The organism is Vibrio minamisatsumaniensis (genome assembly GCF_050337445.1).
GTDB classification, from domain to species: domain Bacteria; phylum Pseudomonadota; class Gammaproteobacteria; order Enterobacterales; family Vibrionaceae; genus Vibrio; species Vibrio artabrorum.
On record NZ_JAKJSY010000032.1, the window covers coordinates 26394 to 47733 of the forward strand.

Here is a 21340-nt window from a genome sequence, read left to right on the forward strand (position 1 = left end):
AACGATATCTGCGAAAGCTGAGAGGGCTTAGCTTCGCCCCCTTTTGCTGTACTTCCTCGTATCGACAAGAGGGTTGCCACTTAGATCTGTTCTCTCTAACGGATCTAGGTGGCCTTTTTACATCTAGCGCCCTAACTTTTATCTCGATGACAAGACCTTGTCTTCATCACTCTTGCAAAGCCACACTTCACGTCTGTTATAACGCCACCTCAACATCTGACTGAATCGAGCTGGAACACGCAAGTACGTAACCCTGTTCAATCTGTTCTGGTGTCAATGTCTCTTGGCTGCTTGATTCCACGGATCCTTTGGTCACTTTGCATTTACACGAACCACAAATCCCACTGCGACAAGCGATAATAATTGGCACGCCTGCTTTTTCTAATGAATCCGCCAATGGGGTGCCCGTTTCCGCTTCCACTTCTGCGCCAAATGCAGGAACAAATACCTTAACAGCACCGTTTGAACCCGCAGCCGCTTCCGCCTGTGACTCTTCTGATTGAGCATTCTGAGTAGCAGGCGTAAAGCTTTCTTGATAGAAATTATCCATGTTGAACTCAAGTTCTTTCAGATAACTTTCAATATCTTGCATGAAACCCACAGGCCCACACAGGTAAACGGTTCTCTCTAAGATATCTGGGCTCAGTTTCACCAAGCCGTTTTTATCTAAACGACCTTGAGGGGCGGTTGTTCCTTCGTTGTCTTTTAGCAGCAGTTTTAAGTTGAAATTGGCATGTAATTCATCGAGCTGATGAAGTTCTTCAAAGTAGATAGTCTCATGCCGATTACGCGCTATATGAACAAAATCGATGTCAATCTCACCGCCTTGAGCCAGCCAATATTTTACCATCGCCATCACAGGGGTGATCCCGCACCCCGCGCTGACTAAAGTGACTTTATTTGTCGCTGTTGGTATGCAATCAATGCAGTTAAACGCGCCTGCCGGCTTCAATACAGAAACCTCATCACCTTCATCAAGCTCATCAACAATAAAGTTCGAAACCAAACCACCTTCCACACGCTTTACCGTCAGTTTCAGTCGGTTATCTTCAGGACAAGACGCTACAGAATAAGCACGGTAATCCGTTTTCGTCGGCGTCTCCAAACCCAGAGTAACGAATTGCCCTGGCTTAAAATTGAAATGTAAGTCTTGTGGAATACTGCCAAGCTCAAAGCTGACCGTATCTGGCGTCTCGTGCCATTTCTTTAAACACACTAAATTGATTGAATCGCTATCCGACCATGCATACATAGTTCGTGTACCTTACTGATGATTAAATGACTAAAGAGTTAAATCGAAAAAGCCCCGCCGCTGTTTGTTTTAAAAAACATCACAACAACGAGGCTTAGAGTTGGCTTAAATTAAGCCGCTAAGATTGTTTTAAGATCTTGCTCTGGCGTTGAGATAGAACGCATATCGAACTCATCTTGAATAATCTTCAATAGGTTCTCGGTTAGGAAAGCGGGTGCGGTTGGGCCGGTGTAGATGCCTTTCACACCAAGCGCAAACAGGGTAAGCAGGATAACGATCGCTTTTTGCTCGAACCAAGAAAGAACCAGCGTTAGTGGTAGTTCGTTGATACCACAATCAAACTCTTGAGACAGTGCAATAGCCAGCTGAATCGCAGAGTATGCATCGTTACATTGACCCACATCGAGCAAACGTGGAATACCGTTAATGTCACCAAATTGGTTTTTGTTGAAACGGAATTTACCACACGCCAATGTCAGGATAACTGAATCGTCAGGTACTTGTGCTGTGAAGTCTGTGTAGTAACTACGCTCAGATTTGTCGCCGTCACATCCACCCACTAGGAAGAAGTGCTTGATGTTGCCTTCTTTCACTTGCTCAACCACCGCAGGCGCGGCTTCCATCAGTGCATTACGACCAAAACCGACAGTGATCATTTGCTCGATCTCGTCATGCTTGAAGCCTTCTTGCGCGAGTGCACAATCGATCACTGCACTGAAATCGTCACCTTCAAGGTGAGCAACACCCGGCCAGCCTACGATGCTACGCGTAAATAGGCGGTCAGCGTATGAGCCCACATCTGGGTTAAGCAGACAGTTAGATGTCATGACGATCGCACCTGGGAAGTTCGCAAATTCTTTTTGCTGGTTCTGCCAAGCGCTGCCGTAGTTACCTGCAAGGTGTGGGTACTTGTTCAGTTCAGGGTAGCCGTGTGCAGGTAGCATCTCCCCGTTGGTGTAAACGTTAATGCCCTTACCTTCCGTTTGTTGAAGGATCTTTTCTAGATCATGCAAGTCGTGACCAGACACAAGGATACAGTGACCTTGCTTCGTCTTCACATTCACGGTTGTTGGTTGAGGGTGACCAAATGTATCTGTCTCGCCTTTATCCAGCATTTCCATGACTTTGTAGTTCATCAAGCCAATCTGCATAGACGTATCTAACAGTTGTTTTAAATCTGATGGATCCGTACCTAGAAAAGCCATGATTTCATGGTATTCAGCAAAGATAGCATTGTCAGTTTGACCAAGAACACGTGCGTGCTCCATGTAAGCTGCTGCACCTTTTAGCCCGTAAAGACAAAGAAGGCGAAGACCAATCACATCTTCGTGTTGAGAGTCGTGACCACGGTTTACCGCCGCTTGAGGGGCTAGTGCCAATAACTCTGAAGAGTCCGTTGGCAGATCGAATTGCGCAGCAGCTGAAAGTGCTGGGATTTCAAAACCGATCAACGTAGCAGCCGCACGTACCTGTTGTTCTAAACGCTGCTTAAACTCGTGAGATTGCTGTGCAAATTCAATGATACGAACAGGGTCGAAGTTAACGTTAGTCAGTGTTGCGAAAAACGCTTTTGGCGCCCACTCGTCGATTTCAGTATCAATAACATCACAAGCACGGCCCAAATTGGCCCAAAAAGAAACACCTTGAAGAGAATGCACCAACACGTCTTGAAGGTCGGATACTTCCGACGTTTTACCACACATACCTTGTGCGAAAGAACAGCCTTTTACGGTTGGGGTTTGAATGGTTTGTTCACATTGAATGCAGAACATATAGGGCTCCAGTAATTTTTATTAACGGTAAGTACTTTGCTTACCGTGACTTATTGCGAACTCTATAGAGCATCAAGCGTGCCAACTTTTAAATCACTGATTTTATTGAACTTAGTTTTTATTCCATATTTTTTATGCGTGATTATGACTGCATATAAAACCCACAACAGCACACACCCGTGTCATAATGACTCTCGGAAATTAATTAACGGTGTTCATGTTTCGTTCAGAATAGAAGCGATAAAGTAACAACATAGAAAAAGAGGAATGAATATGAAAAATATATTAGTTACGATTGTTGCATTGTTTACTGGCCTTTTAGCGTTATTCACAAGCTTGATCCTTGCAATTCCTTTAGCTATTGCAGCTTTAATTACTGGCAAGCGCATTCAGAATCAAATGAAGAAACAAGGTTTCGCAGCTCACATGAACACTCGTCAGTCATCAACCCATGATGCTGGTGTTATTGAAGGTGAATACGAAGATCTTTCAAGCAAAAAGTAACCTAAACTCTAGTTTCAAACAGAGTGTAAGCACAACAGAGACAAGATGACATAATGCAAAGAAAGCCCCTCTTAGCACTGCTGGCCTTAACGACTTTAAGTCTCGTTGCTTGCTCCAACGAGACACCGATACCCGCTTACGAAACATCGCCAAACTTGCCTAGCTATCAGCAAGATAGCTTTGATGCCTACGTCAATGAAACTCAAGATTGGCTATGGAAAAACCGCGTGTTCATGACCGAAGACAAGCAACTCGAGATCCAACTCAATTCACCAACCGAGTATCAACCCACCTCGCCAAACGGTAAGGCGGTGTTATTGGTTCATGGATTAGGCGACTCACCTTACTCATTTAAAGACATCGCTACCCATTTGGCAGAGCAAGGTTACTTAGTGAGAACCGTATTGCTACCAGGTCACGGCAGTCGCGTGGGTGACTTAATGCAGCCGAGCCTAGAAGATTGGCAAGGGGTGGTGGCTCATCATACGAAGTTACTTGAGCAAGAGTATGATTCTGTTTGGCTAGGCGGCTATTCAACGGGTGCAAACCTCGTGACTTCACAGGCGATGAACGATCCAAAGATCTCTGGGTTACTGCTGTTCTCTCCGGCGTTTCAACCGAGCTCGTCTGCTGTTCAATACGCAGGGCTAGCAAGCTACTTTATCACTTGGGCTGATCAAGATCCTGAAGATAATATTTTGCGTTATAACTCATTGCCTATGAACGGTGCCTCGGTTTACTACGAGACATCAGAAGTCGTACGTGATGACTTACAAGATAAGCACTTCGACAAACCCGTGTTTATTATGATGAGTGAAGGCGACAGCGTGATTGACACCAACTACGTTCAGCAAACGTTTACTGAATCGATGCCGAATCCAAATAATGTGTTGGTTTGGCAAGGAGAGACGACTCTCGAGGATCCTCGCGCTGTTCAGTACAGCATGAAAATTCCAGAGCAACGTATCTCGAACGGCTCTCACATGGGCTTACTGTTCTCACCAAACAACCCTTACTACGGAATCAATGGTAGCGAAAAGATTTGCTCCAATGGTCAGGCAGAAGGCTTTGAAGAACAATGCAACGCAACCAGTGAGGTTTGGTACTCAGCTTGGGGCTATCGCGAAGACGGCAAAAACCATGCACGTTTGACTTACAACCCCTACTTCTCAGAGTCGATGGCGAAGTTGGATGCCGTGCTAAATTCTGAAGGCTAACAAACTCAAATCTGTCACAGCCAAACATAGAAATCAAAAAGGCTCACTAGATAATGTCTAGTGAGCCTTTTTTAATGTGTATTGTTTCTCGTGAATGTCTCGTTACTTATTCTTATCGCGCATTGCTATATCGTCCACACGACACGAACAGCAAGCAAGATCAACACCACGCCAGATAGTCGATCAATCAACTGAGCTTTCAAGCGAATACGTTCAACAATCAACGGACTAGACAGTACCAAGGTGATAAAGGTGTACCAAAGCCCATCAACAATCAGCGGTGTTGAAACAATAATCACTTGATTGCTGAGCTCGTTACCTAACGCCACAAATTGGCTAAACAGAGCGATAAAGAACAGCGCAATCTTAGGGCTCAAGATAGAAATCAAGAAAGCCTCGCGAGCAGACTGTATGTAACTCACCTGTTCACCCGCTTCTAATTTCGCGGCAACACCACCTTTCGAACGCAATGCATTTACGCCGAGATAAAGCAGATAAGCCGCACCCGCTAAACTAATACCTTTAAACAACATGGGTGATTGCTCAAGCACAACGGCCAAACCAACAATGGTTGCGAACGCATAAATACCGATGCCCGCGGCGTGTGACCAAGCTGCGATAAGCCCGTTCATACGGCCACCAGCTAAACTGTGCTTAGCAATCATCGCCAAGCTTGGGCCCGGAGACATGGCACCCAACAAGCAAATCGCTAATAAAGAAAACCAAATTGTTACTGTCATCATTCCATTCCTAATAAAATAAAGCGTTCCAGCTGAACGCTCTACGCTTAATACTCAATACTTGGCACTGACCATAATTCGCAGGAGGTATTATTTGAAATCAAAGATTATCATCACACTTATGATTTCAAGTCATACTGATATTGTAACTCGACTTTTGCATGGCTTGGAATGCTTTTTCCCGCGCCCATTTGTGAGCAGAGTCGTTGTCATATTTAGGGTGCCACATTAACCAATAGGTATGCATTTCCGTATTAAATGGCAATGAAAAGTAGCTAGTATCGAGGTGTCGACCTAGGTTATAGGCGATATGTTCTGGCACGATCATCAGATAGTCGTCTTGCATTAACACAGTGCCAGCGGATGAAAAGAACGGGACCTGCAAAGCCACTCTTCGTTTCAGCCCTTGCTTCTTCAATGCTATGTCCGCGTAGCTGTCTTTATCTCCGCCACCCGTCACTTTGATGTGAGAGTAGTGAACAATATCTTCTGCACTCAACACCGCTTGTTGAGCCAATGGGTGCGACTTGCGCATCAAACACACCGACTTATCTTCGCCAAGTTTGATGCTTGAGACATGTTCAGGCTTTGTGGGAAACATACTAGAAGCCAAGTGAATCCCCGAATCGTTCAGTGCTTCAAGGTAGTTTGGCTGCCACAGGCGATAAGCCAAATTGATGTTCGGCGCTTCAGCGGACACCTCTGCCACAATCACTGGAAGAATATACTGAGCGACATAATCACTCGAAGACAACACCAATTCACCCTGCCAGTCTTGTGGTTCGAAGGGTTTATCATCTAACAGGTGGTCAAACTCGCCAAACAGGTCGTCGAGTTTGTCTTTGAGTAGCAGTGCACGGTTGGTCGGCACCAGTTTATTGCCATCACGGACCAGCAAAGGGTCACCACACAAATCTCGTAACTGGCTGAGTTGACGGCTCACAGCGGATTGTGTGATATGCAGGCGTTGGGCAGACCGGCTTACATGACACTCTTCAAGAAGTACATGCAGAGAGCGCAGTAAGTTTAAGTTGATATTGCCTAACATGAATGCACCGTCGCATTCTGTTTGTTGAAAAACTCGGTCAAAACCGTATGAGTCATTAAGTGGCGCAGATCTGGATAGCTTTGCAGCTGATCGCGAACTCGGTTCAAGCTCTCCATACTTTCAACTTCAACATAAAGCATCATATCGGTCTCACCGCTAATCGAGTGGCACCATTGCACCTCATCGATACTCTGGATTTGTTCCGCGTAAGACTCACAACTATGGTCACTACTCGACATGTCGAACTTCAACAAGATATAAGCGCACACATTCTTTGGTTGGTTAGGCTCTGCCACTTGAGCGCAGTAGCCCGTAATCACTTTGTCGCTTTCCAGTTTCTTGATTCTGGCGTTCACCGCCGAGCGCGAGAGGCTGACATCTCGGGCGATATCACTCACTGAGCATCGTGCATTGGTTTTGAGAATAGCCAAAATCTGACGATCAAATTTATCCATGCTTCTGATTCTTTCCACTTACTGTTCTATTTATAACGGCTAATTTGACACAACTTTCCTACTTATAACAGCCATTCTGACAGCCGACACTTTCACGCTGAATCGGATTAATACCGTTAAAATGACGGTCTGTTACGACGTTTCGCTAGCTGTATTATTGATGTCGACAATGTATGCTCTCAATCATAGCTTCACACACACCAGAAGAAAGTTACTGGAAGACCGTGACCAAAATCAAATAGCTAGGAGAGCGAATGACACAACTCAAACAAGAAATCACGCTTATTTCAGGAATCGGACAACTGTCGACGACCTTGCTAGGCACGGGATTATTTATGATACCTGCGATCGCAGCAGGTATTGCCGGACAGTTGTCTCTACTCGCTTGGTTAATCCTATTTATCGCTATTTGCCCGATTGCACTGACCTTCGCAGCATTAGGAAAACGCTACCCGAATGCGGGTGGCACAGCCTACTTTGTGCGTCAGGCGTTCAATGAGCGATTAGAAACCAGCGTGGCATGGTTATTTGTGAGCGTTATTCCTGTCGGTATTCCAGCGGCCATTGCGTTGGCAGGTGGCTTTGCTCAACAATTGTTACCCACCCCTCTCGACACCCCACTGGGTGCTCAGTCCTTTACCGTCGCTCTGCTTATTGCCGTCAATTTACTGGGCAGTAAATCTTCTGGCCGCTTACAAACCGCAATTGCGTTATCGATTTTCGCCTTGGTTAGCGCTTTTGTCTGGAAAGCCAACATCACGGTAGCCGATGTGACTCTTCCAACCATCTCGTCCGATTCAATGTGGTCTATCGGCGCTGCTTTGGCTGTCATGTTTTGGTGCTTTGTCGGAATAGAAGCTTTTGCCCACATGGGAGAGGAGTTCAAAAATCCACAACGTGACTTTCCAATCGCCATCATTGCAGGCTGTTTTGTTGCGGGGTTAGTGTACTGGGCTTGTTCCGTCGTGATTCTTAAACTGGGCGCTTACGGTTCACCTGAATTCGATGCGACATCCATTCCTTGGGTAACAGAGCAACTGTTTGGTAATGGCTTCAAGACCGTGATTAGTGTGCTTGGGTTCTTTGCTTGCTTTGCCAGCCTCAACCTTTATACACAAAGCCTATCACGAATGATCTGGGCTCAAGCTCGTCAACATGCTCCTACAAGTAGAATGGCTCAACTGAACAGCCGCGGCGTACCACTTTACCCAACGTTAGTAATTGGCTTTGTCGTGCTTATCTCGTGTGTGATTGGTGAACTCTCTAATCTGGACCTTGAGTTCTTTCTCAAGCTCGCCAACGGTATTTTTGTTCTGGTTTATCTGCTCGCGATGTTAGCCGCTTGCCGATTGCTGACAGGCGCTTCTAGATACACAGCCATGCTCTCATTGGTCATCTGTACCTTGGTGTTTATCTGTTTAAGTTGGTCGATGCTCTATGCGGCAACCATTTTTGTGACATTGTCACTCCCCTGGCGCCAGTGGTTAGGTAAACCCACAGTCTCTATCGACAAGCTGTAGTCATTTTAAACAATGGGTAGAGCCTCCTGAATACTATCGACTATCTGTGCTACCTTAAGTTATCAACAGATCACGGCCTTTTTTTTGCAAAATGCAATTGCACTTTGCAAAAACACATTACAAAAACGCAAATCTGGTGCTCAAATACGCACCAGATTGCTATAAAACTAACGTTTTTACGTGATTTTAAAAGTTGGCACACTAACTGCAATGGACATATTGACCCTTCTTAAGCCGAGGGTCACCTAGCCAACTGACGTTGTTAGTGAACCTACTCTTGTTCACAAAATATATAGGCCAATTGCGAGTATTGCGATTGGCTATTTTTTTGCCTGTAGTTTGGCTCACCGCTCTTCTTTCGATACAGATACCCGTTCAAATATCATAACAATCAATATTCCAGGCCAACCAAGAACAGTCGATAACGAATATGTTATAGAAAACGTTTTCTATTTCTTTTTTTGAAAAAAAAGCAGAAATTAACCTTATGTTTTATATGACAATTAATACCATAACTGATTTCAAATCACCTTTACTGATAAAATTAGCATTGACTATGTGATTTATATCACAATAATGCGCACGTTTGCCTGCAATATGGCGACCGTTAATTTTAATTTTGATCATTTGCGGAGGTAAAAAATGGCTGCTGATAATAACTACAGTCTAGGGCCGGTTCCTACATCGGCTAGGAAAGGAGTCGCTTCACTCACCATGGTAATGCTAGGACTCACTTTCTTCTCTGCAAGTATGTGGACAGGTGGTTCACTCGGGACAGGTCTTTCATTCAACGATTTCTTCCTCGCCGTTCTCATCGGTAACCTAATCCTCGGTATTTACACTTCTTTTCTTGGCTACATCGGCTCATCTACTGGCCTCTCTACTCATCTTCTTGCTCGTTTCTCTTTCGGTACTAAAGGCTCATGGCTTCCTTCTGCGCTACTTGGTGGTACACAAGTCGGTTGGTTTGGTGTGGGTGTTGCGATGTTTGCTATTCCAGTACAAAAAGCAACCGGCATTGATACTAACACCTTAATTATCGTATCTGGCTTGTTGATGACGGGTACGGTGTATTTCGGTATCAAAGCACTCATGGTGCTTTCAGCGATTGCGGTGCCTGCGATTGCGATTCTGGGTGGTTACTCAGTACTGACTGCCGTGCACAGTGTGGGGGGACTAGAGCAACTGCAACTGATTAAACCTGAGACGCCAATGGACTTCTCAATGGCTCTGGCAATGGTTGTTGGTTCGTTCGTCAGTGCGGGTACGTTGACCGCCGATTTCGTTCGCTTCGGTAAAAGACCAGCGAGCGCAGTGTTAATTACCATGGTCGCGTTCTTTATCGGTAACTCACTGATGTTTATCTTCGGCGCAGCAGGCGCAGCAGGCGCAGCAGCAACCGGTCAAGCTGACATTTCAGATGTGATGATTGCGCAAGGTCTACTGCTTCCAGCCATCATCGTGCTTGGCTTGAATATCTGGACAACCAATGAAAATGCACTTTATGCATCAGGTCTTGGCTTTTCTAATATCACCGGCCGCTCAAGCACGACAATGTCTATCATTAACGGCATTATCGGTACGATTTTCGCGCTTTGGTTATACAACAACTTCGTTGGTTGGTTAACCTTCCTTTCGCTAGCGATTCCACCCATTGGGGGCGTAATCATCGCCGACTTCTTCGCGAACCGCAAACGTTACAAAGATTTTGCAAATGCAGAGTTCCAAACCGTTAACTGGGCTGGCATTATCGCGGTAGCAACAGGCGTAGCCGCTGGTCACTTCCTACCTGGCGTTGTTCCTTTGAACGCCGTGTTAGGTGGTGCTATCAGTTACCTCGTGCTTAATCCTCTATTGAACAAAACAGCTCTGAAATCTCAGGCTGCTTAAGGACACACTATGACAACCTTATTAATCAAGAACGCGAAACTTCAAGACCAAGAGGGCTTGAAACAGATTCTGATTGAAAATGGTCAATTTTCTCGCATTCTCGATAATGACGCGCCAATCAATCATCAAGGTGAGATCCTTGATGCTGAAGGTGGCATTGCCGTTACTCCTTTCTGTGAACCGCACATCCACCTAGATACCACTCAAACCGCCGGTGAGCCGAACTGGAACATCTCTGGTACTTTGTTTGAAGGTATAGAGCGTTGGGCCGAGCGTAAAGAACTGCTATCAATCGAAGACGTGAAGTCTCGAGCTAAGCAAACACTGAAATGGCAGATAGCTAACGGTGTTCAACACGTTCGTACACACGTTGATGTGTCAGACCCAACACTCGTTGCGTTAAGAGCGATGGTTGAAGTTCGTGAAGAGATGAAAGAGTGGGTCGACATCCAGATCGTTGCATTCCCTCAAGAAGGCATTCTTTCATACCCTAACGGCAAAGAGTTACTTGAAGAAGCCGTGAAGATCGGCGCTGACGTTATTGGGGCTATCCCTCACTTCGAATTCACTCGTGAATACGGTGTTGAATCTCTGCATTACGTGTTCGAACTGGCACGCAAGTACGACTGCCTGATCGATGTTCACTGTGATGAGATCGACGACGAACAGTCTCGCTTTGTGGAAACATTAGCCGCCCTTGCTCATAAGTTTGAAATGGGCGAGAAAGTAACCGCTAGCCACACCACAGCAATGGGGTCGTACAACGGCGCTTACGCATCTCGTCTATTCCGTCTATTGAAGATGTCTGGTATCAACTTCGTGGCAAACCCGTTAGTGAACATTCACTTGCAGGGCCGTTTCGACGATTACCCGAAACGCCGTGGTGTCACACGCGTAAAAGAGATGCTCGCGGCTGATATTAATGTGTGTTTCGGCCACGATGATGTGTTTGACCCATGGTACCCACTGGGTACAGCGAATATGCTTCAAGTCTTACACATGGGTCTGCACGTAACACAGGTTATGGGCTACGACCAAATCAACACCTCACTTGATTTGATCAGCAAGAACTCAGCTCGAACGCTTAACATTCAAGACAACTTCGGTATTGAAGAAGGTAAGCCTGGTAGCTTGCTGATTCTTCCTGCTGACAATGGCTTTGATGCGGTGCGCCGCCAAGTACCAGTCCAGTACTCAATACGCCACGGTAAAGTGATTGCAGAGACTCAACCTGCTAAAACAAAAATTAACTTAGATCAGACAGAAGATATCAACTTCAAGCGCTAATCTCGTCTATACTTACCGGAGAGAAGGATACTGAGGTTGTCCTTCTCTACTATCGTGCTTGGCGAAGTGACAAAATCATCACTGTATCGGTGTTTTTTGCCAGCCAACACTACACAACAAAAAGAAGTATTTCACAATCTATGCGTGTACTTCTCGAAAGACTGTGTTAACATGCATTCGCTCTGTTAGCCGGAGTTATTTAAGTTAGATGAATAGTAAAAAATTGACATGTAAAATCGTTACCCGTTTTTGTAAGTAGTTTTTCCTTATTTCGCAGTAATATTAAATAATTCAATTATCAGCGCATTGCAGTAATGCAATCAACAATTAAAATTTATGAATAAGGGACAAATTATGTCTAACACAAATACTGGCACTGTAAAATGGTTTAACGAAGAGAAAGGTTTCGGCTTCATTTCTCAAGACAACGGCGGTGCTGACGTATTCGTACACTTCCGTGCAATCGCTTCAGAAGGTTTCAAAACTCTGAAAGAAGGCCAAAAGGTTTCTTTCGAAGTTGAAAACGGTCAAAAAGGCCTACAAGCAGCAAACGTTGTTGCTCAATAATTAGCTTCTAGCTAAAAAGAACTTTAAAGCGCTGATTTATATCGGCGCTTTTTTACATCTATCCATCAATCTTTCTCCCTCTTTAAGATTTCAAGCGACATCCTCTTAATCCGCCAAACCTTATAACTCAAAACTCAACATCCATGCTCTGGTCACAAAGTTGAGACAAATCCCCACGATAACCGGCTAATTTTGCCGTAACAAAAACCCTCTTTTGTAGCCCCGCTGATAAGTCGATGCCTAGCCAAATAGTCATCGGCATACTCGAAATTTCAATATGTATGCAATATATCCACACTATAAATGTGTGTTTTATGCGCTTCTAACTGCTAATTTCATAATTTTTAAAGCAAAATCCTTTGAAATCCGCTAACCTTGTCAACCAGTGGCTTGAGCTAGTTTAAAATATGCAGTAGAAATAATGAAAAAAGACGAATTTCAAAAATCCACCGCTAATCTAAAAAAAGCGGTACCTCTCATGATGAAAAATAGAGTGTCTACCACACCTGCAAATTACGCACTCTGGTACACTTATGTGGATAATGCGATCCCACAACTGAATGAAGAGATGGATGGCATTCTTGAACACTACAGCATTTGCCCACCGGCTGTTAGTGAACAACTTTACAACGATTATGTTGCTAGCAAAGCTGAAACTAATATCAACGATCTTCGAGCGAATTTGGAATTGCTGGTTTCTGAAGTTTCGAATTCGATGAACGATACGCTCATAGACACCTCTGCTTTCTCTGATATGATCGACAAAAGCTTTGCGGGTTTAGCCGGTGTCGAACATGATAGTTTCTCTATTGATGAAGTGATGTCTCTAGTCCGCCAACTCGTTTCAGAATCTCATCATATTCGCCACTCGACCAAATTCTTAAATTCTCAACTGAACGCTGCAGCGTTAGAAATCACCAAACTTAAAGCTCAACTTGTCGAAGTGCAAAGGGATGCGCTCTTTGACAATACAACAGGACTCTATAACCGTCGTTCTTTCGAACGAGATTTAGAAACCTTGTGTGAAGCGAAACAATCTTTTTGTTTAATCCTTCTCGACATCGATCACTTTAAAGATTTCAACGATACTTATGGCCACTTATTTGGCGATATGGTACTCAAAGGCATCGCTCGTAAACTGAAATTAAGTTGTCGAGACGGCATTTGTGCCTATCGATTTGGTGGTGAAGAATTTGCGCTTATCGTACCCAATAAATCACTCCGTATGACTCGCCAACTCGCTGATACCAATCGACGCTCTCTAGAAAAGCTGTCGATCAAAGACCGTCGCAGCGGAAAGCAAGTCGGCAATATCACAGCGTCGTTTGGTGTCGCTGAGCTTGAGCCTGGTGAAGCTGCTCAATCACTGATCGAGCGTACCGATAAACTACTTTATGAAGCGAAGTCTCTTGGCCGAAATCGAGTCATGCCTCTTTAGGTTTATCAATGACACGACTCAACGAAAACCAGTGAAACATTAATCAACGTACGTTTAAAAAGAACATCAAAAAGCCCCAAAGATAACTGCTGCGTTAATCTTTGGGGCTTTTTTGTCGGCTGTACGTCGGTTTATTAACTACTGACTTTAATCCTATAGTCAACGAAAACCTGCTTCTTGTTGCTAAAGTTGGTAGCAGTAATTGAGGCAGTAATCTTCACCACTTTTTGCTCTAAACTCTTTATCTTCACTGGATGCCTTTAGTTTACCCTTTGCATCACCTTGAATCAAACTGATCCAGTGGCGCATCGCAGCAATAGTCTCTTCACGCATTGTGGTGGTTGCTTCCATTGGTGATTGACCAAACGTGGTGCATGATTCCAACTGAATATCATCGATTTCTACCAGTTCAATACAACCCGTCCCTTTGTGACAACCAAACATCACCTCTAAGTGGCTTCCACTGCCATCTCGGAACAAGATTGAATCTGGGTCACATTTCTCCCCCATATAAGCCACAAATTGCTTAGGGTGCTTCAGACCACTGTGTTGGCCACCTTTGAAGTAAGCCATGACATGATGGTAATCGACGACGTAGCTGGTTACGTCTTGATGTGAGCCATTCTCGAGAGGGAATAGTCGATCAAGTAACTGCTTTGCTTTCACTTGCTTTTCAGTTTGCTGGCTTGCACTGATTGTCTCGACGGCAAAGACAGCTTCAGCGATAAAGGGTTTTGTTTGTTTTTGGATTTCTGTTTTATCGAATGTAAGCATATTCATAGTCTTTCCCTCTTGACCAGTTCGGTGATAACCACCGATTTCTGCAGCTAAAATGTGTCCTAGAGCAATTATTCCAAACTAACGTTTAATTTATTTGTCATTTTGTGAATTGCTTAGTTTGTAGATTAGCGCTTTTTTGCATACAATTTCACAACAAAAATTTTACAATGTGAATTTTACAAATATGGCCTTGTCAAAAAGTTTAGTTCGTCAGTCTCATTTCCTAGGCACGAAAATACGTAACCTAAGAAAACGTAATCATTTAACCATGGAAGATCTGTCTGCGCGTTGTATCAGAATCAACCCAGAGTACGCACCTTCCGTTTCTTACCTTTCCATGATTGAACGTGGAAAACGGGTTCCAAGTATCGACATGCTGGAAGTGATTGCGCAGGTCTTTCAGAAGAACCCAACATGGTTCCTCGACGACGAATCAGAACAACAAGCCATTGCACCTGACAAAGGGAATCGCGGGGGGATCAGTGGTATGGCACTCGAGCCGAGTTTTCTTTTCTCGAACGATATCCTACAAATAGCGATTCCTGAGATGCTGTCACAAACTGGAATTTCAGGCCGTCAGTTTGCGCACCTCTTGATTCGAGCGCACCAAGAGAGCAACCAAAACCACTTCCCAGACCTAGAGCGCGCCGCTGAGGAAGTTGGCCTAAAGCGTCTTAACCTGAGCGTAGAAGACCTGATAGACATTGCTCGAAGCCTAGGAATCAACATCCGTTGGGTGACACGTACACCGCAAGACGTGGTTGATGAGCTTGGCATTAATGCTAAGCAACTAGTGACTTCATTTTTCGAACCTCCCGGCACTATCTTCCTCAATGAAATTCTTAAAGAGTACCCAACACGTCTAAAATACGATCTGTCGGTTTATATCGGCCATTGCATTCTGCATAGCAAAGAAGGCCTTAAGAGTGTGCTTTCCGTGGGTAATAACAACACATGGGACGACAATCAAGTATCGGGCTCTTCACAACTCAACTCTCAAGACATTCTTCAGGCATGGCGAGACTTTGAATCCAGTTTCTTTGCTGGCGCGCTACTGTGCCCGAAAGTCCCGTTTAGACAGCTGCTCGACCGCACGGGTTACGAAATCGACGTTCACAAAAGAGCTGGAGTTTCCCCCTCTGTTGCGATGCGCCGAATGACGGTAGTATCGCCCTACCCTCACTGGCACTACTTTGATGCTTATGGGCCAGGGAAGCTCAAAGCGGTATACCGCGGGAATGGGATTCCACTGCCTTGGGGAAATATGAGAACCGTCGCCGATCCATGTCAACATTGGGCTGTATTCCGTCGATTATCAGAACCTCGAGCGGGTAGCTCTGCTCAAATCTCTATTTTAAATGTGGGTGATGAACCAAGAATCTACTGCTGTGAATCCATCAATATGACAGATCCCGCGGGCAACAATCGTGTATTGTGTGCAGGCATCGATCTCAACCCTGCGATTGACGCTCAAGGTGGCAATTCAAGAGACATCGCAGAGCAACTAAAAGCATCATGCGTTAACAATGGTGGATCTGTGGCAATCCCGCGTAACATCAAAAAAGATCTGACGACAATAGCCAAGATTCTCAATATCAATTGGATTGAACGTGGAATCGAGACAGAGGCGAGACTTATCTGCTCAAGAGGAGGAGAATGCCCTCGCAAGCCAAGCTGTTACGCGAAATGTGATGAGTGTTAAAGCTATTTGTGGTTAAAGCGACAGCATTCAAGATCCGAGCACGATGAACGAGTCGCCGTGGGAACCTAATATTCCAGCTTATCCCGTCAAAAACGTTCAGTGTTCGCGAAGTCGCAAACATAAAAAACGCGAACATTGAAATTCAATATTCGCGTTTATTCGAGGTTACAACTTGCAGCAAGGGGTTAACCAACCGCTCCTTTTACTAAAAAGTAACGTCCGTAAACCATCCTCTCAAAAAGGAACTACTTCTGCGCTGCTGGCTTAGTACGCGCTCTAGACGGTTTATTCGTCGATGGCCTGCTTGTCGTTGGCTTATTCGAAGACTTGCTTGGCCCAGTGTGTCCACTATAACCTGACTTGTTAGGTTTCCCTGAGCCCGTTGGTTTACCCAAAGTGTTTTGAGAGCCTGAGTTATTAGTAGAAGGCTTGCTCGCCGCATTACCACGCTTATAGTTACTGCCGTTGTTTCTGACCGACTTATCATCCGCTGCTACCGCTGAATTACCATCCGTCGCTTTTTTTGCTGAATTAGGCTGACGCTTTGGCGCCGTTCCAGTACCTGACACATGACGCTTGTTTTTGCCTGCCGGTTTATGCCCACGAGCATTTTCACCAGAGCGTTGACCATCAGCATGTTCACGTGTTTTTTTCGGCTTCTTAGGCTTAATTGGACGTGAATCTAATCGAGACTCAGGTAACTTATTTACTGGTGAGAACCCTTCAAGTTGACGACGCTCTAGCACTTGTTGAATAAGGCGTTCAATACCGAACAGTTCACCCACTTCATCCGCGCAAACCAATGAAATTGCTTTACCGACTTCACCAGCACGGCCTGTACGACCGATTCGGTGTACATAGTCTTCTGATACATGTGGAAGGTCGAAGTTAACCACTTGAGGCAGTTGCGGGATATCAATACCACGAGCGGCGATATCCGTCGCGACCAACACGCGAACCTTGCCTGTTTTGAAGTTCTCTAAGGCTTTAGTACGTGCACCTTGACTCTTATTACCATGAATAGGAGCAGCCGTGATGTCTTGCTCTTCAAGGAAACGAGCAAGTTTATTCGCGCCATGTTTTGTTTTGCTAAAAACCAACACCTGTCGCCAATCATTATCTTTGATTAACTTCGCGAGCATTGGGGCTTTTTTATTTTTGTCGACTGGATAAATGCTTTGCTCAACCGTCTTCGCTGTCGAGTTTGCAGGGCTTACCGAGATCTCTACGGGATTATTTACTAAGCCTTTTGCCAATTTACGAATATCATCCGAGAAAGTCGCCGAGAACAGTAGATTTTGTCGGTTTTTAGGTAAGAAAGCTAAGATCTTACGGATATCACGAATGAAGCCCATGTCGAGCATGCGATCGGCTTCATCGAGTACCAATATTTCTAGCTGATCGAAACGCACAGCATTTTGATTGTAGAGATCAAGCAAGCGTCCAGGTGTTGCCACTAGAACATCACTACCTTTACGCAGTTTTTGCATCTGAGGGTTAATTTTCACGCCACCAAACACTACCGTTGAAGTCAGAGGGAGATTAATACCATACTTAACCACACTACCATTCACTTGCGCAGCAAGCTCACGAGTTGGTGTTAGCACCAGTGCACGCACTTGATTCTGACGTACGCGAGGGCCTTTTGATAAAATTTCAAGAATAGGTAGCGTGAAGCCTGCAGTTTTACCTGTACCTGTTTGAGCAGCGGCCATAACATCTTTGCCCGTAAGGACAGCGGGTACGGCTTTCTCTTGAATTGGTGATGGCTTATCGTAACCTTGCGCTTCAATAGCTTTAAGGATCGGTTCAGAAAGGCCAAGGGAGGTAAAACTCATAGATTATTTTCTCAGTTGAATAACATTTAGTATGAGCAACACTAAAACTGAGTGTTGCTGCAGCTCTTACTTATCAAATCATTGGTCATTGATACGGAGCAAAGCGCGGTATTCTGAAGCTTTTCCTCACATTCAGCAACTAAATTCTAATCATAGGCCTTATTCAACTTAGCGAGCTTGACGCTTCTTTTGGTACATTTTTTCATCAGCCACTTTTAATAGACTATCCACATCACTGTAACTGTTATTATAAATAACCCAACCGACACTGATGTTAAGAGCAATTAAATGCTCTTCATAGGCTAACGGAGTGTCACAAATAGCACTTTGTAATTGGTTAACAATCGATATCACCTGTTGCTCATCAAGTATACGGGGTAATAGAACTAAGAACTCGTCCCCGCCCATCCTCGCAACAATATCAGAGCGACGTAACTGACTTTTAATTCGCTTAGCACATTCGACTAAAACTTGGTCTCCAGCCACATGACCGTAGGTATCGTTGATCGCCTTAAAACCATCGAGATCGATATTCACCACGGCAAATGTCTGTGCTCTCTGTTTCTTCACGCTTTTGAACGCTTGCTTTAAGCTACACATAAAAAAGCGACGGTTAGGTAACATCGTCAATTCATCTTGCATTGAGCGACTATCTGCTATTCGATAAAGCCTGTAAATCATAATGTAAGCAATCGCAAGAATCAGCGTTAACGTGTAGCCTACTAATCTAACGGCATAGATACGATACCAGGGCACGTCCATGAGCACATGTTCATTGCCAGATAAGGCGAGATACCACCCACCATAAGGGAAGTTTACCTGCTCAGTTGTAAATGCATTGGTGAAGACCTCTTGCCTACCATAAAAAACCGCACCTTCTTTTCCTGTACTATTGGCGCCACGTATCGCTAGCTCATATTTTTTTTCTATCTTGCTAATACCCACGTCTTCTAGTAGTGCCTCTAAATCAATCACTGCACTCGAAACGCCCCAATAGTCTTTATTAAAGGGCGGGTCTCTAAAGATTGGAGTACGCGAAATTAAAGCTTGTCCTCCTTGAAATAGCTCAAAGGGCCCAGCGATAAAGGTACTGCCAATATTACGAGCAATCTCAATCGACTCCCACTGGGTAGGATGATCGCGGTAATCAATACCAAGGATCTGCGCATTGCCTTCCATTGGATAAACAAAATTAAGCACGTCGTCTTCAGCTAAAGCAATCAGCCTAATATGAAACCCATCGCGAATAATATTCTGACCTATCCGCTCCCAATCTTTTTGACTTCCATGAGGGTTAATGGACACTAACGTTGAAAAGCTATTAACCACATACATGTCTGAGATGATCGTCGCTTCTATACGAGATCGAATAATCGATAATAGTTTCTTTGCCTCAGAATTAGCTTCATTCTTAAGGTGAGTGAGTTCCTTAGCGTGAAAAAACTCAATAGAACTTGCTACCACGACAAAAAATAATGAAGCTAACAATTTAGCAGGCCACAACTTGCTAGAACGACTTGGCATTAACGAACCTCTAACACTTTATTCGGTTTACTGCCTTAAATGGGCGCATTTGTTATAAATCCTTTGAGTATGCCTACAAGTTGTTAAAAATCTACACTTTGCTTTCAATCGCCATTCATTATTGAGTCATTCATCACTTCACCGTCAATGAGTGACGGAGACTTATTCAACAAAAAAACCTTAATGCACCTGATAAAGCTTACATGGTATTGACTTAAGCCTTACATTGAAGGATTAAGCAGTGCTATTTTATACACTCAACTCATTAGCTTGGCACCTTACAACATGAAGTTAAAAACGCTAGCGTTATGGACATTGCTATCAACCTCCGTTGCCGTTACGGTTCACGCACAAGAGACCGTAAAGGCACCAGAGATAAAACCGACCCCAAGCACACCAAGTACTCAGCATCATGTTGATGTGCGTCACTCCAATGAACAATCTTTCAAACAATCAGCCGATCACATTCGCAGGACCTATGAAAGTCAACTTTATACCCTTCCCGCCTTCAAAGAGGGTCATTACGGATTACGCATGTATCGCCAAACATTAGACGATAAGTATTCTGCTGCGGTATGGAGTGATATGGCACGTGTAGCGAGTAAACTCAGCTATTTATCTAATGATGTTCAGACGATGGAACAAATCGCTCTCTATTCGGGAAAACGTGTTGCCTCTTATATTAACGAGCATGACGAACGTAGTGTGCGACGCTACAATATCACCAAGCACATGCCTGAATACCTCTATATTGGTGTCGACCTTCTCGGCTCTATGGCCCGAGCCAATGAGTACGGTTTAAAACATAACAACGATGCTAAGCTGCGAGAAATTATTCGTCGTTATGACTTCACAAAATACGTCACCAACGAAGACATGGTCAAAGCGTGGGCTGCTCAGTTAGCGAACCAGGTTTATTGGTTACGTCAATTGGGCGAACAAGATGTGGTTGATCAATTCGTCGACACCTTTAAAAAGGTCTACCCAGACGAACAAGATAAGAAGCTATCGAGCCAGCAGTACGGCAATAAACTCTATGGTATGACTCACATTATCTTTGGCGACTCAGAATACTATCAACACCACGTTAGCGAACAAGAGCATCAATGGATCTACGACTACTTCAGAGATAATATCGATACTATTTTGCTGCGCGCGAAAGAAGATGTGATTGCTGAAGTCGGACTCACCTTCCTACTCGCCGATCAAAAAGATGACCCAGTTGTTGAGAAAACTCGACTTGCGATCCAAGCTGCTATCGATAAGAAACACGGTATGATCCCTTCAACGAAAGGGGATTTTAATCTTAAGCTCGGTGAACACCGCAATGTGTTGGCAATCATGTTACTCGATTGGCAACAAGTGAACGCAGCGCCGACTTTAAAAGGTAACCCTAAAGTGTTTACTAATATCCCATACGGACTCGTTGCAGACCAAACGTTAAACAAATAACAACACCTAAACTGATCTGTAAAATGAAAAAGCCGCATACCTTCAACTCTAAAGAGACAAGGAATGAAGTGACCCCATAAAGTTGGACATTTCTGTTAAGCGGCTTTCAAGGCCTGAGTTCGATATTCTATCGGAGTCAGGCCTTTTAGTTTCACTTTTATACGTTTGGTATTGTAGTACTCGATGTATTCTTTAATTTTCTCTATCAGTGCATCTGCATCTTCAAAGCTTTGGTTGTGATACATCTCTGTTTTGAGTAAAGCAAAAAAGTTTTCAGCAACCGCATTATCCAAGCAGTTACCTTTTCTCGACATACTTTGTGTTAACCCACTCTCCGCTACCTTTTTTTGATAC

18 protein-coding genes are annotated in these 21340 nt (G+C 44.4%); 9 read left to right on the top strand and 9 right to left on the bottom strand.

The window, feature by feature from the left end:
• Nucleotides 1-196 precede the first annotated feature (196 nt).
• A complete protein-coding gene (locus tag L4B77_RS09060) occupies nucleotides 197-1252 on the bottom strand; it encodes an FAD-binding oxidoreductase (RefSeq protein WP_429749913.1) in 1056 nt (351 codons plus the stop codon).
• Nucleotides 1253-1362: 110 nt separating this feature from the next.
• On the bottom strand, nucleotides 1363-3024 hold the full coding sequence (hcp, locus tag L4B77_RS09065) for a hydroxylamine reductase (RefSeq protein WP_429749915.1): 1662 nt from the start codon (nucleotides 3022-3024) through the stop codon (nucleotides 1363-1365).
• Nucleotides 3025-3297: 273 nt separating this feature from the next.
• Here hcp and L4B77_RS09070 point away from each other — a divergent pair, with 273 nt between their 5' ends.
• Nucleotides 3298-3528 (top strand): hypothetical protein, encoded by a 231-nt coding sequence (locus L4B77_RS09070; RefSeq protein ID WP_213865175.1) that lies wholly within the window; start codon nucleotides 3298-3300, stop codon nucleotides 3526-3528.
• Between the two features lie 53 nt (nucleotides 3529-3581).
• Nucleotides 3582-4745: an alpha/beta hydrolase gene (locus L4B77_RS09075; RefSeq protein WP_429749917.1), complete on the top strand. Its 1164-nt coding sequence runs from the start codon at nucleotides 3582-3584 to the stop codon at nucleotides 4743-4745.
• A 125-nt stretch (nucleotides 4746-4870) separates the two neighbouring features.
• On the opposite strand, the gene L4B77_RS09080 is transcribed toward L4B77_RS09075, so the two are convergent.
• From L4B77_RS09080 to L4B77_RS09090, 3 genes are all read right to left on the bottom strand, one after another.
• Nucleotides 4871-5485 carry a LysE family translocator gene (locus L4B77_RS09080; RefSeq protein ID WP_429749944.1) on the bottom strand — a complete coding sequence of 205 codons (615 nt, stop codon included), beginning with the start codon at nucleotides 5483-5485 and terminating at the stop codon, nucleotides 4871-4873.
• Nucleotides 5486-5612: 127 nt separating this feature from the next.
• On the bottom strand, nucleotides 5613-6533 hold the full coding sequence (locus L4B77_RS09085) for a LysR family transcriptional regulator (protein ID WP_429749919.1): 921 nt from the start codon (nucleotides 6531-6533) through the stop codon (nucleotides 5613-5615).
• Nucleotides 6527-6988 carry an Lrp/AsnC family transcriptional regulator gene (locus tag L4B77_RS09090; RefSeq protein ID WP_261840286.1) on the bottom strand — a complete coding sequence of 154 codons (462 nt, stop codon included), beginning with the start codon at nucleotides 6986-6988 and terminating at the stop codon, nucleotides 6527-6529. The genes L4B77_RS09085 and L4B77_RS09090 overlap by 7 nt, the downstream gene beginning before the upstream one ends.
• Before the next feature lie 254 nt (nucleotides 6989-7242).
• Between L4B77_RS09090 and yjeH the strand changes: the two genes are divergently transcribed.
• The 5 genes from yjeH to L4B77_RS09115 all read left to right on the top strand — a co-directional run bounded on the left by yjeH (nucleotide 7243) and on the right by L4B77_RS09115 (nucleotide 13690).
• On the top strand, nucleotides 7243-8508 hold the full coding sequence (gene yjeH, locus L4B77_RS09095) for an L-methionine/branched-chain amino acid transporter (RefSeq protein WP_429749921.1): 1266 nt from the start codon (nucleotides 7243-7245) through the stop codon (nucleotides 8506-8508).
• Nucleotides 8509-9150: 642 nt separating this feature from the next.
• A complete protein-coding gene (codB, locus tag L4B77_RS09100) occupies nucleotides 9151-10398 on the top strand; it encodes a cytosine permease (RefSeq protein ID WP_429749923.1) in 1248 nt (415 codons plus the stop codon).
• Between the two features lie 9 nt (nucleotides 10399-10407).
• Nucleotides 10408-11685 carry a cytosine deaminase gene (locus tag L4B77_RS09105; RefSeq protein WP_261840289.1) on the top strand — a complete coding sequence of 426 codons (1278 nt, stop codon included), beginning with the start codon at nucleotides 10408-10410 and terminating at the stop codon, nucleotides 11683-11685.
• Between the two features lie 354 nt (nucleotides 11686-12039).
• The gene (gene cspE, locus L4B77_RS09110; RefSeq protein ID WP_004730009.1) at nucleotides 12040-12252 is read left to right on the top strand and encodes a transcription antiterminator/RNA stability regulator CspE; all 213 of its coding nucleotides are present in this window, start codon (nucleotides 12040-12042) and stop codon (nucleotides 12250-12252) included.
• Between the two features lie 421 nt (nucleotides 12253-12673).
• Nucleotides 12674-13690 carry a GGDEF domain-containing protein gene (locus tag L4B77_RS09115; RefSeq protein ID WP_429749932.1) on the top strand — a complete coding sequence of 339 codons (1017 nt, stop codon included), beginning with the start codon at nucleotides 12674-12676 and terminating at the stop codon, nucleotides 13688-13690.
• A gap of 183 nt (nucleotides 13691-13873) precedes the next feature.
• On the opposite strand, the gene L4B77_RS09120 is transcribed toward L4B77_RS09115, so the two are convergent.
• A complete protein-coding gene (locus L4B77_RS09120) occupies nucleotides 13874-14470 on the bottom strand; it encodes an aldolase/citrate lyase/malate synthase family protein (protein WP_429749934.1) in 597 nt (198 codons plus the stop codon).
• Between the two features lie 169 nt (nucleotides 14471-14639).
• On the opposite strand from L4B77_RS09120, the gene L4B77_RS09125 reads away from it, so the two are divergent.
• Nucleotides 14640-16172, top strand: a complete 1533-nt coding sequence (locus tag L4B77_RS09125) for a DUF3612 domain-containing protein (RefSeq protein ID WP_261840292.1) — start codon at nucleotides 14640-14642, stop codon at nucleotides 16170-16172.
• 245 nt (nucleotides 16173-16417) lie between these two features.
• Here the strand turns inward: L4B77_RS09125 and L4B77_RS09130 are convergent, their stop codons facing one another.
• Both L4B77_RS09130 and L4B77_RS09135 read right to left on the bottom strand, forming a co-directional pair.
• Nucleotides 16418-18010, bottom strand: a complete 1593-nt coding sequence (locus L4B77_RS09130; protein WP_429749936.1) for a DEAD/DEAH box helicase — start codon at nucleotides 18008-18010, stop codon at nucleotides 16418-16420.
• A 168-nt stretch (nucleotides 18011-18178) separates the two neighbouring features.
• On the bottom strand, nucleotides 18179-19534 hold the full coding sequence (locus L4B77_RS09135) for a diguanylate cyclase (protein ID WP_372040286.1): 1356 nt from the start codon (nucleotides 19532-19534) through the stop codon (nucleotides 18179-18181).
• A 285-nt stretch (nucleotides 19535-19819) separates the two neighbouring features.
• On the opposite strand from L4B77_RS09135, the gene L4B77_RS09140 reads away from it, so the two are divergent.
• The gene (locus L4B77_RS09140; RefSeq protein WP_429749939.1) at nucleotides 19820-20986 is read left to right on the top strand and encodes a DUF3541 domain-containing protein; all 1167 of its coding nucleotides are present in this window, start codon (nucleotides 19820-19822) and stop codon (nucleotides 20984-20986) included.
• Between the two features lie 95 nt (nucleotides 20987-21081).
• Here L4B77_RS09140 and L4B77_RS09145 read toward each other — a convergent pair.
• A partial coding sequence (locus L4B77_RS09145) for an IS3 family transposase (RefSeq protein ID WP_429748586.1) occupies nucleotides 21082-21340 on the bottom strand: 259 nt, incomplete at its 5' end.